This is a genomic window from Arthrobacter sp. UYP4 (assembly GCF_057291175.1).
The window spans coordinates 314,696-332,053 of sequence record NZ_JBXAVU010000003.1 but is presented as its reverse complement, the minus strand read 5'-3'; the positions used below and the strand labels follow the sequence as shown (position 1 = coordinate 332,053).

Sequence of the window (17,358 nt, the reverse complement as noted above, 5' to 3'; positions counted from 1 at the left end):
ATGTGATGACGGGTGCCTGATCGGACACGGTTCAGCCCTCTGCCCGGACCGTGCCGTCGATCCGACGGTTCAGCGACCACGGGTTCGCATCCTGCAGCGCTGCCGGAAGGACGGCGTCGGGAAGATTCTGGTAGCTCACCGGACGCTGGAAGCGGGCGATGGCGAGCGTGCCCACCGAGGTGGAGCGTGAATCCGATGTCGCAGGGAAGGGGCCGCCATGGACCATGGCGTGGCCCACCTCCACCCCGGTCGGCCAGCCGTTGAAGAGGATGCGCCCGACCTTGCGCTCGAGCACGGGCAGGAGGTCCGCTGCGGTCGGATGGTCGCCGTCCGCCGCATGGACCGTCGCCGTCAGCTGGCCCTGCAATGCTTCCAGGCCCATGCGCAGCTCCTGCTCGCTCGCGTAGCGGACGAGGACTCCCGCTGATCCGAAGACCTCTTCCTGGAGCGTCGGGTCAGCGATGAAGGTGCTGGCCGAGGTACTGAACAGGGCAGGTGCGGGGGCGTTCTCGGTATCGCCCGGCCGACCTTCCGTGACCAGGTCCACGCCGTTCCTCGTCCGGAGATCGTCGATCCCGGCCTGGCAGGACGCGGCGATCCCAGCGGTGAGCATGGTGGCACCCTGTGCGTCGCCGAGCAGGGAAGCGGCCGCGGAGACGAAGGCGTCCCCGTCGGCCCCGACAGGTACGAAGACCAGTCCGGGATTCGTGCAGAACTGGCCGGCCCCCATAGTGAGGGAGGCGACGAAACCGGCAGCGAGCCCCTGCGGGTCGGCGAGGAGTGCTCCCGGCAGGGCGATCACGGGGTTGATGGAGGACATCTCGGCGTAGACCGGAATGGGCTCGGGCCGCGCTGCCGCTGTCGTCATCAGGGCGATGCCTGCGGCGCGCGAACCCGTGAAGCCGATGGCCTTGATGCGCGGATCGGCCGCCAGCGCCTGTCCGACCGAGGCTCCGGCGCCGAAGACGAGGGAGAAGACGCCTGCCGGCAGGCCGCTCTCGGCAACCGCCTGGCTGATGGCCTGGCCGACGAGCTCGGCGGTCCCGGGGTGAGCGTTGTGGGCTTTCACGACGACGGGGCACCCGGCGGCGAGAGCCGAGGCGGTGTCGCCGCCTCCTGTGGAGAACGCCAGGGGGAAGTTGCTGGCTCCGAAGACGGCCACCGGACCGAGCGCGATGTGCCGCTGGCGGATGTCGACCCGCGGCACAGGCGAGCGGTCCGGTTGTGCGGGATCGATCCGGGCCTGCAGGTGGTCGCCGTTGCGGACGACGCCCGCGAAGAGGCGCAGCTGGCCCACGGTGCGGCCGCGCTCACCGGACAGGCGGGCGGCAGGGAGTCCCGTTTCCAGGACGCCGCGTTCGGTCAGTTCGTCCCCCAGCGCGTCGATGGTGTCCGCGATGCGCTCGAGGAGGGCGGCCCGCACCTCCGGGCTGGTGGCGCGAAACACGTCGAAGGCCTCGGCTGCCGCCGTCGTCGCTGCCTCGAGCTCGCTTCCGGTCACCAGGCCGAAGGCCGGCTCGAGGTCCTGCCCGGTGGCCGGATCGACGGCACGGATGGTGCCGGCGGATCCGGTGACGGGGGTTCCCGCGATGATGGATCGGCCGGTGACGGCGGGGCGGGTCGTGGTGTCCATGGTCGGGCTCCTAGCTGATTCGCTTGATCAGGCCGGCGAGTTCTGCGCGGTCGGCCTCGGTGAGATTCTGCAGGGGCGGCCGTACGGGCCCGCCGTCGCGCCCTGCGCAATCGAGGCCGGCCTTGATGATCGACACCCCGTAACCCTTCACCCGGTCGCGGATGTCGAGGTAGGGGATGACGAAGTCGTTCAGCTTCTCGTAGACCGCGGTGCGGTCCTGGGCGATGACCGCCTTATAGAAGGACAGCGCGAATTCGGGGACGAAGTTGAACATGGCGGAGGAGTAGGTGCTGACGCCGAGCTGGAGCAGCGGGAGCGCGAAGGTCTCCGCCGTCGGCAGGCCCCCGATGTAGATGAGACGATCCCCGACGCGGGCGTAGATACGGGACATCTGTTCGATGTTGCCGATTCCGTCCTTGAAGCCGATGAGGTTCGGGTTGCGGCTCGCCAGGATGTCGACGGACACGTCGGTAAGCACCGCGTTGGCCCGGCTGTAGACGATGACGCCGAGGGACGTCGAAGCGCAGACGGCGCTGACGTGTTCGATCAGGCCGGCCTGATCCGCTTCGGTGAGGTAGGGCGGCATGAGCAGGATGCCGTCGGCTCCAGCTGCTTCGGCAGCCCGGGCGTGCTCGATGGCGGAGAACGTGCCGCCCGTCGCGGGAGCGATGACGGGCACCTTGCCGGCGACCTCGTCCACCGCGACCCGGACGACGGTGTCGAGTTCCTGTGTGGTGAGCGAGAACCCTTCGCCGGTGCCGCCCGCAGCGAAGAGCCCGGCGACGTCGAAGCCGGACTGCCAGGCCAGGTGCTCCCGGTAGCGCGTTTCGTCGAATTCGAGGGTCGGCGTGAAGTGCGTGACCGGGAAGGAGAGCAGACCGGACTTCACGGTCGTCGCGAGTTCAGCCGGATTCAGTGGAGCCACGGGGATGTCCTTTGGGATGCGGCGCTGCAGTGCGCCGGGAGGGGGGTGGAATGGGTTCAGCGTAGGGATGGCCGGACGAGGGTGTCCAAGACCGGCTTCGCATCCGCGGATACCCGACGGGTATCGATGGAGGGCAGGGACCTGTTTCGGAGCATCAGTGTTTGTCGTCGCGCAGCCGCGGTTTGACCGAATGCACGGCGCACCCGGCCTCGAGGATGACGCGCTGCGCGGTACTCCCCAGGAACAGCTTTCCCACCCGGGAGCGCCGCCGCACCCCGATGACGACCAGCTCGACGTCGTCCTCGTAGGACAGATCGATCAGGGCGTCCGCGGGATCCTCGTCGGCCCGGAGCGGATGCAGGCGGGCTGTCGGGCCGGCGGCAGAGGCCTGGGCCAGCAACTGGCGGATCTCCGCGTCGGCCTCCGGCGTCTGCTGATCGGTTGCCGGTCCCACGACGAGCAGGTCGCAATTGCGCAGGAGCGCTTCGCTGATGGCGGCGAGGGCGGCGGTTCTGCCCTCGTCCGTTGGTACATAGCCGACAAGAATGCGCATGCGGTGCTCCTGGGATAGCGGATCGGTCTAGGTCACGGGCGTCAGCAGGGTGCCGTCCGCGAGGTATTGCCGCAGATTCTTCAGGGTCAGGTCGGCCATGGCGGCACGGGTCTCGTGCGTGCCGCTGCCCAGGTGCGGAAGGAGGACGACGGACTCGAGGGCCATCAGTTCCGGCGGCACCGCGGGTTCGTCCTCGAAGACGTCGAGTCCCGCTCCTGCCAGGGCGCCGGTGGTGAGGGCCTCGACGAGCGCACTCTGGTCGACCACGCTTCCGCGCGCGACGTTGATCAGGTAGCCACGTGACCCGAGGGCGCTGAGTTCGGGAGCCCCGATCAGATGGTGCGTCGAGGCGCCCCCTGCGGCGGCGACGATCAGGACGTCGGAGGTCTGGGCGAGCTGCAGCAGGGACGGTACGTATTCGTAGGGACTGCCGGTCACCTCCGACCGATTGTGGTACCTGATCGTGCAGTCGAAGCCTTCGAGGCGTCGGGCGATGACCGACCCGATTCTTCCGAGGCCCACGATGCCGACCTGGCGGTGGCTTGCCTGGGTCGCGAGGGGGAAGTTGCCCTTCGTCTGCCAGTCGCCCCGGCGGACGAAGCGGTCAGCGGCGCTGATTCCCCTCAGCACGTCGAGGTAGAGTGCCAGCGCCGTGTCGGCCACGCAGTCGTTGAGGACCTCCGGTGTGTTGCTGACGGAGATACCCCGTTCGACGGCCTGCTCGACGTCGGTGGTGTCGTAGCCGACGCCGAAGTTGATCACTGCGCCGAGGTTCGGCAGGGCCTGCATCAGGTCCGTGCCCACGCCGGTGCGGCCTGACGTGACAGCGACGGTGATGCTGCTCGCGTGGTCGGCCAGGAACGCGCTCCTGCCCGCGCCGGCGGGCAGCTCCAGGGCGTCGTGGTCGCGGGTGATCGCGGTCTGCACCATCGGCATGAGTGGACCCACTTGCAGCACTGCATTCTGGACTGTCATGAAACGAGACTAGATTTTGTATCGATGCACTAACAACACGAAAGTAGCATCATCTGATACCTCGGAGGCATGGATGGTGAGATCGATGGCGGAATCCGCGGAATGGCGGCGATGAGTGGCGCCGATCACAGCCCGAGCGGGCATTTCCGGCTGGAATCGGCGCATTTCGGGCGTCTTGACGGGTCTGGGGCCTCTCGCCATGCTTCTAGGACCAGCACGGCCGTCGTCCATTCGGGCGGATCCCGCAGCACAGGCACCCAGACACCAGCCTGCTACACACCCGAGGAAACCAATGAAGTCTTCTTCTGCATCGCACGCCCCGCGATCGAATCCCGTCATCCTTTCGACCGTCGCGGTGGGTAGCGCGCTCCTCCTGAGCAGCTGCTCCGTCGCCAACTCGGAACAAGCCGAAGGTGACGGTGCAGCAGCATCGGACACCATCCGCGTCGTCCTCTCCCAGGAGCCACCGACCCTGGAGGCCTGCGAGGCGAACCTCACCTCCACGGGAGTCGTCGTCCGGTCCAACGTGACCCAGCCACTGGTCGAACGGAATCCGACGACCGGCGACCTCGAGCCCCTGCTCGCCACGGAGTGGGAGGCGACCTCGGACACCGAGTGGACCTTCAAGCTCCGCGACGACGTCACCTTCCATGACGGCACGCCCTTCACCGCGGAAGCCGCCGCCTTCACGATCGACCGGGCGGTGAACTCGGATCTCGGGTGCAACGTGGAGGGTTACGTCTTCGGTGACGACGACCTCGTCGTCGAAGCCGTCGACGACACCACGCTCACCGTGACGACGGCCACGCCGGACCCCATCCTCCCCCTGCGCCTGTCCTTCGTGGAGATCGTCCCGACATCGACCAGCACCTCGGAGAAGGTCCGCGAGCCGATCGGGACGGGGCCGTACGCGATCGAGCAGTGGGATGCCGGCCAGCGCATCACGCTCGCCGCGTACGAGGACTTCTGGGGAGACGCCCCGGCCTACTCGAAGGCCGAGTACCAGTGGCGCTCGGAAGGAACCGTTCGCGCCGCGATGATCACCAGCGGCGAGGCGGACGTCGCCATGGGCATCGGGCCCGACGACGGTGTCGGCGATCTCGGGGTCAGCTACCCCAACAACGAGACGATCGCACTGCGCCTGACCGGCGACATCGCCCCGCTCGACGACATCCGCGTCCGGGAGGCCATCAACTACGCCATTGACAAGGAGACCATCGTCGGCAGCCTGTACGAAGGCACCGACAAGGTCGCCGCACAGCTCGTCCCCGCGGGCATCGTGGGTCACGACGAGGACCTCGAACCCTGGCCGTTCGACCTCGACCGCGCCAAGGAGCTGGTGGCGGAGGCCAAGGCCGACGGTGTCCCCGTGGACACGAAGATCACCCTCGTCGTGCGGAGCGCGCAGTTCCCCAAGGTCACGGAGCTCTCCCAGGTCCTCCAGGAACAGCTCAGCCAGGCCGGCCTCAACGTCGAGCTCAAGACGGTCGAGACCTCCCAGCACCTCCAGTACCAGCTGCGGCCCTTCGTCACGAACGAAGGCCCGATCGCACTCCTGGTCCAGCACGGCAACCAGGCAGGAGACGCGGCGTTCACCGTCGAGCAGTACATGCTCAGCACCGGAGCCCAGAGCACGTTCGGGACCCCGGAATTCGACGCTCTCATCGCGGACGCCGGGCTGACCGAGGGAGAGGACCGTCAGGCGGCCTACGAGGAGGTCTTCGGCTACCAGAACGAGAACGTCGTGCAGTTCGCCACGATCGCCCACCAGACCGGCATCATCGGGAAATCCGCGAACGTGGACTACGAGCCGAACTCCTCATCCGGGGACGAGCTGCGCCTGTCCGAGATGACCCCGGCCAACTGATCACACCCTTCACCGGACCGAGGACGGAATCATGCTCGTCTACCTGAGAAAACGCATCATCTCCAGCCTGTTGCCGCTCGTCGTCGTCGTTGTCGGGGTCTTCGCGCTCGCAAGGCTCACCGGCAATCCCGCGAGCCTCTACCTGCCGCTGAATGCGACCGACCAGATGCGAGCGGACTTCACGGCCCGGCAGGGCCTGGACCAGCCATTGCTGGTCCAGATGGCGGACTACTTCGGTGGCGTCCTCCGGCTCGATTTCGGTGAATCGCTGCGCACGGGGGAGCCTGCCGCCGCGATGGCGCTCCGCGCGTTCCCCGCGACCCTGCAGCTCGCCGCGACCACGATGGTGATCGCCATCGTGGCCGCGGTGCTGGTGGGATGCTGGGCTGCGCTCAAGCCCAACGGGATCGCCGACCGCATCTCCAGTTTCGTGTCCATGGCTGCCGCGTCCATCCCGGACTTCTGGCTGGCCATCGTCGGGATCTGGATCTTCGCGATCACCCTCGGGTGGCTCCCGACGTCGGGGGTCAGCGGTGGGGAGGCGTGGATACTGCCGATCGCAACGCTCATGCTGCGGCCCTTCGGCGTGCTCGTCCAGATCGTCCGCGGCGCCATGGTGTCGGCCCTCTCCGAGCCCTACATCAAGCTCGCCCGCAGCAAGGGGGCCAGTGACGCGCGGGTCGTGAGCCACCACGCCCTCCGCAACGCCGCAGCCCCTGCCCTGACGGTGGCCGGCGACCTGACCGTGGGCCTGGTCAACGGCGCCGTCGTCGTGGAGACCATCTTCGGGTGGCCCGGCATCGGCAAGCTCATGATCGACTCCATCCTCCAGCGGGACTTCGCCGTCCTGCAGGCAGCGGTCCTCATCACGGCGATTGCCATCTTCGTCCTGAACATCCTCATCGATCTCGGCTACGCACTGCTCGACGCGCGCGTCCGACCCACCGTCAAGGCCTAGGAGGAACCATGGCTACGCCTCTGCTGCAACCCGAAGGCCACCAGCATCCCGAGACCGACCCGCCCGCGCCGGCCACCGCTCCGGCCGCGGACGTCCGCCCGGTCCCGGCGCCTCCGGCACAGGACCTGGGGGACAAGAAGCTGTCCCTCTTCCGGCTGCTGCTGCGCGACAAGTTCGCGACCCTCGCCGCGCTGGTCCTGGTGTTCGTGGGACTCGTCGCGGTCCTCGGGCCGATGCTCGTCGGGGATCTCGCCACCCGGCAGGACCTGCTGGCCGCCAACAAGCCGCCGTTCTCGCTCGAGGACGGCTGGGGGTATGTCCTGGGCAGCGACTCGCTCGGCCGGAGCATGCTCGGCCGCCTGGTCATCGCGACGCGGACCACCATCTCCGTCGCGCTTCCCGCCGTCGGGATCGCCCTGGTCATCGGTTCACTGTGGGGAGTCTGGGCCGGCTACCACCGCGGCCTGCGGGAGACCATCTCGATGCGGATCGCCGACGTCATCATGAGCTTCCCGTCGCTGCTGCTCGCCGTCGTGGTGCTGTACGTCTTCAACCCGAGCCTCGGCAACATCATCCTCATCCTGGCGATCACCCGGATCCCGATCTACCTCCGGACGGCGCGCGCCGAATCCGCTGAGCTGCAGAGCCGCACGTTCGTCGATGCGGCCCGGACGTTCGGCTCCAGACCGACCGCCATCATCGGCCGGCACGTGATCCCGATCGTGCTGCCCACCCTGCTGACCCTCGCGACGCTCGAGTTCTGCTACGTCATGCTCGCCGAATCGTCCCTGAGCTTCCTGGGCATCGGCATCCAGTCGCCCGATGTCAGCTGGGGCCTGATGGTGTCCCAGGGCCGCCAGTACCTCCAGACGGCGTGGTGGCTCTCGATCTTCCCCGGTCTGGCGATCGTCATCACCACGATCGCTGCGAACATCCTCGCGGCCTGGCTGCGCATCGCCACGGACCCCGCCCAGCGCTGGCGCCTGTCGCTACCCCGCACACGTGGAGGCCGGCGCTTCGGTACGGCCCTGAAGGGAGCTACCAAGTGAGCACCATCGATACGGCATCCACCCCGAGCCCCGTCCTGGACGTGAAGGGGCTGTCCGTCACGCTCCGCACACCGCGCGGAACCGTCCGGGCGGTCAACAACGTCAGCTTCCAGGCCCAGGCGGGGAAGACCCTGGCGCTGCTGGGCGAGTCCGGATGCGGGAAGTCCATGACCGCGAAGGCCATCGCCGGTCTCCTCGACCCGGTGGCCGAGGTCGAGGAGGGCCAGATGATCCTCGACGGCCAGGACCTCGCCACCATGACGGCGCGGCAGCGCCGGAAAGTCGCCGGTCCCCAGCTCGGCATCGTCTTCCAGGACGCCCTCACGGCCCTGAACCCCGTCTACAAGGTGGGGACCCAGCTGGGAGAGGCTTTCCGCATCCACCAGAAACTCTCCGCCCGGCAGGCACGCAGCAAGGCCGTCGAGCTGATGCAGAGAGTCGGCATCCCGGAACCGGAGTCCCGGGTCGACGCGTACCCGCACCAGTTCTCGGGCGGCATGCGCCAGCGCATCCTCATCGCCATGGCGGTGGCCCTGAACCCGAGCCTGCTGATCGCGGACGAACCCACGACAGCCCTGGATGTCACTATCCAGGCCCAGATCATGGCGTTGCTCAGGAGCCTGCGGGAGGAGAACAACCTCGCGGTCGTCCTCATCACCCACGATCTCGCCGTCGTCGCCGAGGAAGCGGACACGGTCGCCGTGATGTACGCCGGGAACGTCGTCGAGACGGGGACCGTGGCCGAGGTCTTCGCGAATCCCCGCCACCCCTACACCAGGGGCCTGCTCGAGTCCGTACCGGTGGACGCCGTCCGCGGGTCCACCCTGTCCTCCATTCCCGGGAACCCCCCGGAACTGCACAACGTCCCCTCGGGGTGCGTCTACCAGTCCCGTTGCCCGCTGGTGCAGGAGGTCTGCAGGATCACCCGGCCCGAATTGCTGCCGGTCCGTCCGGCGTCCGCCACTGCCGCACCGGGCGTGCACCTTCCCGGCACCGTCGCGCAGGCGGCAGCCTGCCATTTCAGCGAGGAGCTCGCGCATGTCTGAAACACTCGTCGGAGCCGTCCGCGACCAGCAGCCGCCGTTGCTGGACGTCAGGGACGTGACGAAGACCTTCCACGTCGCCAAGAGTCCCTCGGGCAACAACCGCCTCCGTGCCCTGGACGGCATCAGCCTCACGCTCGGCCGTGGCGAGACGCTCGGACTCGTGGGGGAGTCCGGGTGCGGCAAGTCGACGCTGGCGCGGACGCTGATGATGCTCGAACGACCCGATGCCGGCACGGTCCTGTTCGACGGCACCGATCCTTTCGCGATGCATGGCAAGGAACTGCTGGCCTGGCGGCGCCGCGTCCAGATGGTGTTCCAGGATCCCTTCGCGTCACTGAACGCGCGCATGACCGCCGGTGAGATCATCTCCGAGCCGTGGCGGGCGCACCGGGACATGTACCGTTCGTCGAAGGATCGTGAGGCCCGGGTCCACGAACTGCTCCACCTGGTGGGCATGCGCCCCTCGGACGCGCGGAAATCCCCGCAGGAATTCTCCGGTGGCCAGCGCCAGCGCATCGGCATCGCCCGCGCACTGGCGCTCGACCCGGACGTCATCATCCTCGACGAGCCCGTCTCCGCCCTGGACCTCTCCGTCCAGGCGCAGGTCCTGAACCTGCTCAACGAACTCCAGGAACGCCTGGGCGTGTCCTACATCTTCATCTCGCACGACCTCTCGGTGGTCCGCTTCGTCGCCGACCGCGTGGCGGTGATGTACCTCGGCCGCATCATCGAGACCGGAACCGCCGAGGAGGTGTTCGACAGCCCCCGCCACCCCTATGCGGCGGCCCTCACCTCCGCCTCGCCCCGGCTGGACCGCTCGACCGCGGGACGGGAGAAGATCATCCTCCGCGGTGAGATACCGTCCCCGCTCGATCCGCCATCGGGCTGCCGCTTCCGCACGCGGTGCTGGCAGGCACAGGACATCTGCGCCGAACAGGCACCCCCTGCGGACCAGGCGCCGGGCAGCCCCCTGCACCTGTCGGAATGCCATTTCCCGCTCGACACCATCCGGGTGCGGAGTGGGGAGCTCACCCCGACCCCTTGAGCCCCGCCGACTACGCCCTCATCGGCGCGGTGATCTTCGCGGCGACCGCGCTCCAGGCCTCCATCGGGTTCGGCATGGGCATGCTGGCCGCCCCGGTGATCGCCCTCGTCGATCCGCACCTGCTGCCCGGCACGGTGATCCTGCTCGCGCTCATCGTCACCGTGCTGGTCACCATCCGGGAGCGCGTGGACCTCGATCTCCACGGGGCGGGGTGGGCGCTGGTGGGACGCATCCCGGGCAGCGTCGCCGGGGTCCTCCTCGTCGTCGCACTCCCCGGCCCGGGTCTGTCGCTGCTGGTGGCCCTGGCTGTCCTGTCAGGGGTCGCGTTCGCCGTGCTGGGGTGGACACCGGCGCCCAGGCGGAGGAACCTCATCGCGGCGGGAGCGGCGTCCGGGGTGATGGGAACCGCCACGTCCATCGGTGGTGCCCCCATGGCACTGATCTGGCAGAAGCTCGACGGCGCACGGCTCCGCGGCACCATGAGCGCCTTCTTCATGGTCGGCAGCGCCGTGTCGCTGGGCGGCCTCGCCCTCGCCGGCGCGATCACCCGGGAGATCCTGCTCCTCGCCCTGTGGATGGTCCCGGTCGTCCTGGCCGGATATGTGGCCTCGCGCTACCTCAACCGGTTCCTGGACCAGGCCCGGCTCCGACTCCTCGCGCTGACCGTGTCGGCCCTGGGAGCCGTCCTCCTGCTGGGCCAACTCGTGCTCGGCTGAATCAGCGGCCCGCGCGGACCACATTCACCAGGGGCACCCCGTCGGCCAGGCGGGCGACATTCGCTGCGATGTCCGCCGCCCGCCGCTCGAACGTCACCGACGCGTGTCCGGAGTAGTGCGGCGTGAGGACGGCGTTGTCCAGGGAGGTGAACGGATGCCGGGCGGGTGGCATGCCGCCTCCTGGAGGCGCCTCCCACCACACATCGATCGCCGCGCCCGCGATGGATCGGTCGCGCAGGGCGGCGAAGAGGGCGCCTTCGTCCACGATCGGGCCCCGTGCCACGTTGATCAGCAGCGCCGAGTCCTTCATGGCGGAGAGCTCGGAGCTGCCGATCAGGCCTCGCGTGGCCTCGTTCAGGGGTGCCGAGATGACGACGACGTCGGATGTCGCCAGCAGCCGGGTCAACTCCGCCGTCGATCCCACCCAGTCGAGGACCAGGTCGGCAGGCGTCGGTCCCTCGGGATGACTCCGCACCGCGTGTACCCGCATGCCCAGCGCGGACGCGAGGCGCCCCACCTCGGCGCCGATGGAGCCGAGTCCCACGAGGCCCAGCACCTTTCCCTCCAGCGTGGGATGGAACGGGACGTCCGGCGACGTCGCGATCGTCCTCCACACGCCCGAGCGCAGCTCCCGGTCCACCGGGAGCACCCGACGTGTCAGCATGAGTGTCACCATGAGCACGTGCTCCGCGATCGGACGCGCATGGTGGAAGGTGTTCACCACCGATGCCTCCGGCCGGAGAGCGTCGAGTGCGATCTTCTCGAAGCCGGCGCCGGTGACGTGCACCATCCTGACGCTGTGGGCGGCGGACGCCAGCTCCTCCGGGAGGCGGGAGCAGACGACGACGTCGGCGTCGCCCAGTGCCTCGCGCTGCTGCGTCGGATCCGAGCCGGCGGCCATGACCCACTCGTGGTCCCCGGTGGACCGCAGGACGGATTCGAACCGGCTGATGATCGGATCGGTCACGACCACCTTCAACGGGGAGCGGCCGCGGTTCACCACCGGGGGCTCGCCGGCTCGAACTCCGGGTGGAGGCTCTGCATGTACCCGGTGTCGTCGCGGCTTCGCAGCCCGCACTCGAGGTACTGCTGGTGCAGGGAGTGCAACGCGTCCTCGTCGAGTTCGACGCCGAGTCCCGGCAGGGTGGGCACGGCGATGGAGCCGTCGACGATCTCGAGCGCGCCGGGATGGATCACGTCCTCGCCCGGTTCCTTCCACGGCCAGTGCGTATCGCACGCGTAGTCGAGGTTGGGTGTCGCGGCGGCGAGGTGGACCATCGCCGCGAGACTGATGCCCAGGTGCGAGTTCGAGTGCATCGACAGGCCGAGACCGAAGGTGTCGGTGATCGAGGCCAGTCCCTGGGAGCGCCGCAGGCCTCCCCAGAAATGATGGTCGGACAGGATCACGTCCACCGATCCTGCCGCCACGGCCGGTGCCACATCGGCGAAGCTCACGACGCACATGTTCGTCGCCAGCGGCATGGGGACACGCTGTCGGACCTCGGCCATGCCCGGTATCCCCGGCGTCGGATCCTCCAGGTACTCGAGGATCCCGGCGAGTTCCGTCCCCACTTCCACCGAGGTCTCCACGGACCATGCGGCGTTGGGATCGAGCCGGAGCGGTAGCTCGGGGAACTCGGCGCGCAGGGCCCTGATCGCCGCAACCTCCTGGTCGGGGGCGAACACGCCGCCCTTGAGCTTCAGGGCCCTGAACCCGTAGGTGCCGACCATGGTGCGTGCCTGCCGGACGATGCCCTCGGGATCCAGCGCCTCCCCCCAGGAATCCGGGGCGGCGCCGGGGTGGTTGGCCCATTTGTAGAACAGGTAGCCGCTGAAATCGACGGCGGTCCGGATGGCGCCGCCCAGCAGGTCGCTGACGGGACGGCCGAGGAGTTTGCCCTGGATGTCGAGGGCTGCGACATCGAAGGGGGACAGGACGCGGTCGGCGGTGCTCGATCCCGTGACCATCCCGCTCATGCCGTGGCCGCCCTGGGTGGTGTCGGCGGCCAGGGCCGCCGCGACGCGGGCCCTCAGTTCGTTGATGTTGAAGACGTCGCAGCCGAGGACGGCATCCGCAGCACGGTGGAGCCGGGCAAGATGCGCCTGATCGCCGTACGTCTCGCCGAGACCGGAGACCCCTGCATCGGTGGTGACCTGCAGGATGGCGCGCAGGGCGAAGGGTTCGTGGACTCCTACCGTGTTGAGCAGGGGTGGGTCCCTGAACGCCACGGGCGTGATCTCCACGCGGGTGATGGACACGAGTCCGAGCGAGGTTTCCGGGGCGATGTGCTGACTCACTGTGTCTCCTACGGATGGAAGCGTCGACGCTGCTGCTCTGAGTCGACGGTAGGCCAGGATATTGATGCGCGTCCAAGCTAATGTGGACACCACCCGATGCAGGAAGGGTATCGATGTTCACTCTCATTCAGCTCCAGTCCTTCGTCGCGGTCGCCGAGGAGCTGCACTTCGGAGCAGCCGCCGAGCGCCTCAACATGACGCAACCTCCGCTGAGCCGCCAGATCCAGATCCTCGAGAGGGAGGTGGGGTCGCAGCTCTTCGACCGCAGCAGCCGGCGGGTGGAGCTGACCGCTGCCGGCACCGTGCTGCTCCCGAGTGCGCGGCAGATCCTCGATCTCGCCGCGAAGACCGAACTGGACGTCCGCCGGGTCGCCAACGGCAGCGCCGGATCGGTGACCATCTCGTACACGGCGATCGCGGGCCAGACCGCACTGCCGCAACTCCTGCGCCGGACCGCCGAGGAGCAGGCCGGAGTGTCCCTGGTGCTCCGCGAACTGGTGTCGACGGACCAGATGGACGGGCTGGTGAACGGCAGCGTGGACATCGGACTCCTGCGCCCCATCGTCGTCCGGCCCGGCGTCCTGACCCGCCCGATCATGCAGGACCGCCTGGTCATCGCGACACCCGCGGACAGCGACATCGCGGTGGACGGCGACTCCCTGCCGTTGAGCGCCCTCAGGGACAGCCCGCTCATGATGTACTCGACGGCCGAGGCGCGCTACTTCCACGACCTCGTGCTGCGGCTGTTCTCCAGCGCCGACGTCCACCCCCGGATCACCCAGTACGCGAGCCAGGTGCCCGCCCTGCTCGCCTTCGTGCAGGCGGGCCTGGGGGTGAGCCTCGTTCCGGCGTCGGCCCGATCCTTCGCCCCGGCGGACGTCAGGTTCTACGAGATCGAGGACTCACGCACCGTCCGCAAGCTCAACCGGGTCGAACTGGACGTCGCGTGGAACGAGAACACCACGAACCCGGCCGTCCTCAAGCTCCTGGACCTCCTGCCCTGAGCTGCGGGGTGCGGGTGCCGGCCTCAGGTCCCGCAGTAGGTCGTGTATCGCCCGAAGTCTCCCGGTGCCCCGGCGGCGTAGCGCTCCAGGCCGGGGCGCTCGTCGAAGGGTGCGCGGACGACGTCGACGAGCAGGTCGAGCGGCTCGAGGTTCCCCGCGGTCGCGGCCTCGAGGGCCTCCTCGACGAGGTGGTTCCGCGGGATGTACACGGGGTTCGCGCGGTCCATCGCGTCCGCGTCGGGGCCGAGCGCGAGCCAGCGCGCGGCCCACGCGTCGAAGGCCGCGACGTCGAGCACCGTGTCCCGTGCCGGCCGGGCGTCGCCGCGGACCACTGAACCGAGCCCCCGGAAGAAGGACGTGTAGTCCACGTGGTTGTCCTGCAGGAGGGTCAGCACGTCATGGGCCAGCGGGGAGGCGACCTCGTCGGCGACGTCGTCGGGCAGTCCCAGCTTGGTCCTCATGCCGGCGAGCCATGCGCCGCTGTAGCGGGGGCGGAAGGTCTCGAGCGCACCGACGGCGAGCTTCACCGCCTGCTCCTGGTCGTCGAGCAGCGGTACCAGCGCCTCGGCGAGCCGGGCGAGGTTCCACTCGGCGACGATCGGCTGGTTGGCGTAGGCGTACCGGCCGCCGTGGTCGATGGAGCTGTAGACCGTGGAGTAGTCGAAGACGTCCATGAACGCGCAGGGACCGTAGTCGATGGTCTCGCCCGAGACGGTCATGTTGTCCGTGTTCATCACACCGTGGATGAAGCCGGCGAGCATCCACTGCGCCACGAGCGACGCCTGCACGGCCACGACCGACTCGAACAGGGCCAGGTACGGGCGGTCAGCGGACGCAGCCTCCGGGTAGTGCCGGCTGATGGCGTGGTCGGCGAGGCGCTGCAGGAGGTCCTGGTTGCCGGTCGCCGCCGCGTACTGGAAGCTGCCCACGCGGAGGTGGCTGCTCGCGATGCGCGCCAGGACGGCGCCGGGGAGCAGGGTCTCACGGCGCACCGCACGCCCGGTGGCGACGACGGCGAGCGAGCGGGTCGTCGGGATGCCGAGCGCCTGCATCGCCTCGCTGACGATGTACTCGCGCAGCATGGGGCCGACGGCGGCGAGACCGTCACCGCCGCGGGCGAACGGGGTGCGCCCGGACCCCTTGAGGTGGAGGTCGCGGAGTCGGCCCTCGGTGTCGGTGAACTCGCCCAGCAGCAGCGCCCGCCCATCACCGAGGCGCGGGTTGAAACTGCCGAACTGGTGCCCGGAGTAGGCCTGGGCCACCGGCGTGGCGCCCTCCGGCACCGAGGTGCCGAGCAGCAGGGCCAGGCCCTCGCGGGTGCGGAGGAACTCCGGGTCGAAGCCGAGCTCGGCCGCGAGTGCTTCGTTCAGGGCGAGCAGCTGCGGATCGGGGGCCTCCTCCGCCTGCCAGGCCACTGCCATCTCGGGCAGTTCCCGCGCGAAGCGACCATCGAAGGTGACCCTAGAATCTGTAGGCACGCTCATCTCTCCACCGTACGCCCGGCTCCTCGGGGTCTGTCACGCCCCGCAGCCGGTGCAGCACGCACTTGTGCCCGACCCGGGTGGCCCTCCCGCTACCGGGAACCCTACGATGGCCGACATCAGGCGCGGCCCTCGACGGCCGGCACCGACAGTTCCAGGGAGGGTTCACGGATGCCGAACGGCGACGACGCAGCACGGCGGCTTGCGGAGCGGATCCTGCGGGAAGCCGTGGGCGCGCGCGTCATCTGGGACTTCGACGGCGTCGTCGGGCACACCGAGCCGCTGCACGAGGCGAGCTACCGGGACCTGGCGGAACGGCGCCGTCACGAGTTCGCCGACGGTTTCTTCGGGGATCTCGTCGGGCACACCGAGCAGTGGATCTGGGAGCGTGTGATCTCCGAGGGTTTCCCGGCGTCCGAGCAGGAGATTCCCGCGCTGCACAGCGAACGCGGCGAGGTGGTCGCCGCGTCCGCGCTGCGCGGGCTGGACCCGTCCTGGCTCGCCGCCTCCCTCATGCCGGCCCTCGACGGCACGGCCTCCGAGCAGGTGGTGGTCTCCAACGGGGACCCGGACCTGATCGCGGCGCTGCTCGGGCAGTGGGGGCTCGCCCGGTTCGTCCGGATCGCCCGCCGCGAGCACGGGCGCGACAAGGAGGCCATCTTCCGCGACCTGTGCGTTCCGCCCTGCGTCGTGCTGGAGGACAGCGACACCTATCTGGCGCTCGCGCGGACCGCGGGGGCCGTCACCGTAGGTGTCCGGCACTCCCACAATCCGCGCGCGGTCCTCGACGCGGACCTCGTCACCCACCTCTGAGGACCGGGGCGGGCTGGTCACACGAGGCTGGTCAGCCCGCCCTGGGCGGCGACCGCCCGCTCTGCGAACTCGGAGAACCGGCGCGTCGCCGGCGAGAGGTATCCGTGCTTCCGCTGGACGAGGGCGATCGTGTCGTAGAGGGGATCGGCGAAGGGGAAACTCCTCACAGTGTCCTCGCGCCGCAGGGACTCGAGGATGCCGCGGGCCATGAATGAGTCCCCTGCCCCGGCGGCCACGAGACTGTAGGCCGTCTCCGCGTGCTCGACCTCCATGTCCGCCTCGATCGAGAGGCCCGCCAGGTTCGCCCGGTCCTGCAGTTGCCGCCGGGTGGGATCCTTCCACCCGGCATGCGCGTCGTAGAGGACGAGTTTCGCGGACGCCAGTTCGTGGATGCTCACCGGCCCGGCCTCGGCGGGCCGGGTGGAGGAGATGAAGCGCACCTCGTCCTGCGCCAACTGGCGCACCTCGAGATGCTCGGTGTCCACGGGCAGCACGACGAGACCGCACTCGATCTCCCCGCTGGCCACCGAGGCCGCGACGACGTGCGAGTTCAGCCCGATCATCCGGACCCGGACGCCCGGGTACTTCTGGTGGAACTGCACGACGAGGTCCGCGAGGTCGTAGTTGGCGGCGTATCGCAGCACCCCGAACGTCGAGACTCCACCGTTGAGTGTCCTCAGTGCCTGCACGGCCTCGGACCCGCGTCGCGCCGAATTGACGCAGTCCAATGCATGGGGATGCAGTTCCTCGGCCGCAGGAGCGGGGGAGAGGCCCTTGGAGTTGCGGGTGAACAGCGGCACACCCAGCTCCTGCTCGAGACGTGAGATCAACTCGGAGGCCGATGCCTGGCTGATCCCCAGCTCCCGGGCGGCAGCGCTCAGCGAGCGGCAGCTGTAGGCGGCGAGGAATGCGCGGAGCTGATTCAGCGTCATAGGGGAAGGCTATATCCTGCATCGGCGAAGGGTGGGTTCCCCTATGCATTTTCCCGCCCTAGG

The 17,358-nt window shown here is 69.0% G+C and carries 16 protein-coding genes; 8 read left to right on the top strand and 8 right to left on the bottom strand.

Annotated elements, in window-relative coordinates; all coding sequences use genetic code 11:
* Window positions 1–31 precede the first annotated feature (31 nt).
* The 4 genes from AC0Z9V_RS13760 to AC0Z9V_RS13745 all read right to left on the bottom strand — a co-directional run bounded on the left by AC0Z9V_RS13760 (window position 32) and on the right by AC0Z9V_RS13745 (window position 4,086).
* Window positions 32–1,633 (bottom strand): aldehyde dehydrogenase (NADP(+)), encoded by a 1,602-nt coding sequence (locus AC0Z9V_RS13760; protein ID WP_485141840.1) that lies wholly within the window; start codon window positions 1,631–1,633, stop codon window positions 32–34.
* Between the two features lie 10 nt (window positions 1,634–1,643).
* Complete coding sequence (gene kdgD / locus AC0Z9V_RS13755; RefSeq protein ID WP_133080191.1) at window positions 1,644–2,558, bottom strand: 5-dehydro-4-deoxyglucarate dehydratase; 915 nt, start codon at window positions 2,556–2,558, stop codon at window positions 1,644–1,646.
* A 154-nt stretch (window positions 2,559–2,712) separates the two neighbouring features.
* On the bottom strand, window positions 2,713–3,111 hold the full coding sequence (locus AC0Z9V_RS13750; RefSeq protein WP_485141839.1) for a universal stress protein: 399 nt from the start codon (window positions 3,109–3,111) through the stop codon (window positions 2,713–2,715).
* A 27-nt stretch (window positions 3,112–3,138) separates the two neighbouring features.
* On the bottom strand, window positions 3,139–4,086 hold the full coding sequence (locus AC0Z9V_RS13745) for a 2-hydroxyacid dehydrogenase (protein WP_485141838.1): 948 nt from the start codon (window positions 4,084–4,086) through the stop codon (window positions 3,139–3,141).
* A 355-nt stretch (window positions 4,087–4,441) separates the two neighbouring features.
* Here AC0Z9V_RS13745 and AC0Z9V_RS13740 point away from each other — a divergent pair, with 355 nt between their 5' ends.
* The 6 genes from AC0Z9V_RS13740 to AC0Z9V_RS13715 are packed head-to-tail and all read left to right on the top strand — an operon-like array spanning window position 4,442 to window position 10,767.
* On the top strand, window positions 4,442–5,953 hold the full coding sequence (locus AC0Z9V_RS13740) for an ABC transporter substrate-binding protein (protein ID WP_485141837.1): 1,512 nt from the start codon (window positions 4,442–4,444) through the stop codon (window positions 5,951–5,953).
* A 31-nt stretch (window positions 5,954–5,984) separates the two neighbouring features.
* Window positions 5,985–6,911, top strand: coding sequence for an ABC transporter permease (locus tag AC0Z9V_RS13735; protein ID WP_133080195.1), 927 nt, complete (start codon window positions 5,985–5,987; stop codon window positions 6,909–6,911).
* Between the two features lie 8 nt (window positions 6,912–6,919).
* Window positions 6,920–7,960: an ABC transporter permease gene (locus AC0Z9V_RS13730; protein WP_485141836.1), complete on the top strand. Its 1,041-nt coding sequence runs from the start codon at window positions 6,920–6,922 to the stop codon at window positions 7,958–7,960.
* Window positions 7,957–9,006: an ABC transporter ATP-binding protein gene (locus AC0Z9V_RS13725; protein WP_459289015.1), complete on the top strand. Its 1,050-nt coding sequence runs from the start codon at window positions 7,957–7,959 to the stop codon at window positions 9,004–9,006. Before AC0Z9V_RS13730 ends, AC0Z9V_RS13725 begins: the two co-directional genes overlap by 4 nt.
* On the top strand, window positions 8,999–10,051 hold the full coding sequence (locus AC0Z9V_RS13720) for an ABC transporter ATP-binding protein (protein ID WP_459268760.1): 1,053 nt from the start codon (window positions 8,999–9,001) through the stop codon (window positions 10,049–10,051). The genes AC0Z9V_RS13725 and AC0Z9V_RS13720 overlap by 8 nt, the downstream gene beginning before the upstream one ends.
* A complete protein-coding gene (locus tag AC0Z9V_RS13715; protein ID WP_485141835.1) occupies window positions 10,048–10,767 on the top strand; it encodes a sulfite exporter TauE/SafE family protein in 720 nt (239 codons plus the stop codon). The genes AC0Z9V_RS13720 and AC0Z9V_RS13715 overlap by 4 nt, the downstream gene beginning before the upstream one ends.
* Window position 10,768: 1 nt before the next feature.
* On the opposite strand, the gene AC0Z9V_RS13710 is transcribed toward AC0Z9V_RS13715, so the two are convergent.
* Entirely contained in the window at window positions 10,769–11,734 is a 966-nt protein-coding gene (locus tag AC0Z9V_RS13710; RefSeq protein ID WP_485141834.1) for a 2-hydroxyacid dehydrogenase, read from the bottom strand.
* A gap of 29 nt (window positions 11,735–11,763) precedes the next feature.
* Window positions 11,764–13,065, bottom strand: a complete 1,302-nt coding sequence (locus AC0Z9V_RS13705) for a glucarate dehydratase family protein (RefSeq protein ID WP_485141833.1) — start codon at window positions 13,063–13,065, stop codon at window positions 11,764–11,766.
* Window positions 13,066–13,178: 113 nt separating this feature from the next.
* Between AC0Z9V_RS13705 and AC0Z9V_RS13700 the strand changes: the two genes are divergently transcribed.
* Window positions 13,179–14,069 carry a LysR family transcriptional regulator gene (locus AC0Z9V_RS13700; RefSeq protein ID WP_133080200.1) on the top strand — a complete coding sequence of 297 codons (891 nt, stop codon included), beginning with the start codon at window positions 13,179–13,181 and terminating at the stop codon, window positions 14,067–14,069.
* Window positions 14,070–14,092: 23 nt separating this feature from the next.
* On the opposite strand, the gene AC0Z9V_RS13695 is transcribed toward AC0Z9V_RS13700, so the two are convergent.
* A complete protein-coding gene (locus AC0Z9V_RS13695; protein ID WP_485141832.1) occupies window positions 14,093–15,553 on the bottom strand; it encodes a protein adenylyltransferase SelO in 1,461 nt (486 codons plus the stop codon).
* 168 nt (window positions 15,554–15,721) lie between these two features.
* Here AC0Z9V_RS13695 and AC0Z9V_RS13690 point away from each other — a divergent pair, with 168 nt between their 5' ends.
* Window positions 15,722–16,363 (top strand): HAD family hydrolase, encoded by a 642-nt coding sequence (locus AC0Z9V_RS13690; protein WP_485141831.1) that lies wholly within the window; start codon window positions 15,722–15,724, stop codon window positions 16,361–16,363.
* A 17-nt stretch (window positions 16,364–16,380) separates the two neighbouring features.
* Here the strand turns inward: AC0Z9V_RS13690 and AC0Z9V_RS13685 are convergent, their stop codons facing one another.
* Window positions 16,381–17,295, bottom strand: coding sequence for a LysR family transcriptional regulator (locus AC0Z9V_RS13685; protein WP_459268766.1), 915 nt, complete (start codon window positions 17,293–17,295; stop codon window positions 16,381–16,383).
* Between the last annotated feature and the right edge of the window lie 63 nt (window positions 17,296–17,358).

What these genes read in the sequence shown, in the direction of transcription:
- AC0Z9V_RS13760 (WP_485141840.1), bottom strand. Translation starts at nt 1,633, where the DNA reads ATGGACACCACGACCCGCCCCGCCGTCACCGGCCGATCCATCATCGCG.
- AC0Z9V_RS13750 (WP_485141839.1), bottom strand. Translation starts at nt 3,111, where the DNA reads ATGCGCATTCTTGTCGGCTATGTACCAACGGACGAGGGCAGAACCGCC.
- AC0Z9V_RS13745 (WP_485141838.1), bottom strand. Translation starts at nt 4,086, where the DNA reads ATGACAGTCCAGAATGCAGTGCTGCAAGTGGGTCCACTCATGCCGATG.
- AC0Z9V_RS13735 (WP_133080195.1), top strand. Translation starts at nt 5,985, where the DNA reads ATGCTCGTCTACCTGAGAAAACGCATCATCTCCAGCCTGTTGCCGCTC.
- AC0Z9V_RS13730 (WP_485141836.1), top strand. Translation starts at nt 6,920, where the DNA reads ATGGCTACGCCTCTGCTGCAACCCGAAGGCCACCAGCATCCCGAGACC.
- AC0Z9V_RS13720 (WP_459268760.1), top strand. Translation starts at nt 8,999, where the DNA reads ATGTCTGAAACACTCGTCGGAGCCGTCCGCGACCAGCAGCCGCCGTTG.
- AC0Z9V_RS13700 (WP_133080200.1), top strand. Translation starts at nt 13,179, where the DNA reads ATGTTCACTCTCATTCAGCTCCAGTCCTTCGTCGCGGTCGCCGAGGAG.
- AC0Z9V_RS13695 (WP_485141832.1), bottom strand. Translation starts at nt 15,553, where the DNA reads ATGAGCGTGCCTACAGATTCTAGGGTCACCTTCGATGGTCGCTTCGCG.
- AC0Z9V_RS13690 (WP_485141831.1), top strand. Translation starts at nt 15,722, where the DNA reads ATGCCGAACGGCGACGACGCAGCACGGCGGCTTGCGGAGCGGATCCTG.
- AC0Z9V_RS13685 (WP_459268766.1), bottom strand. Translation starts at nt 17,295, where the DNA reads ATGACGCTGAATCAGCTCCGCGCATTCCTCGCCGCCTACAGCTGCCGC.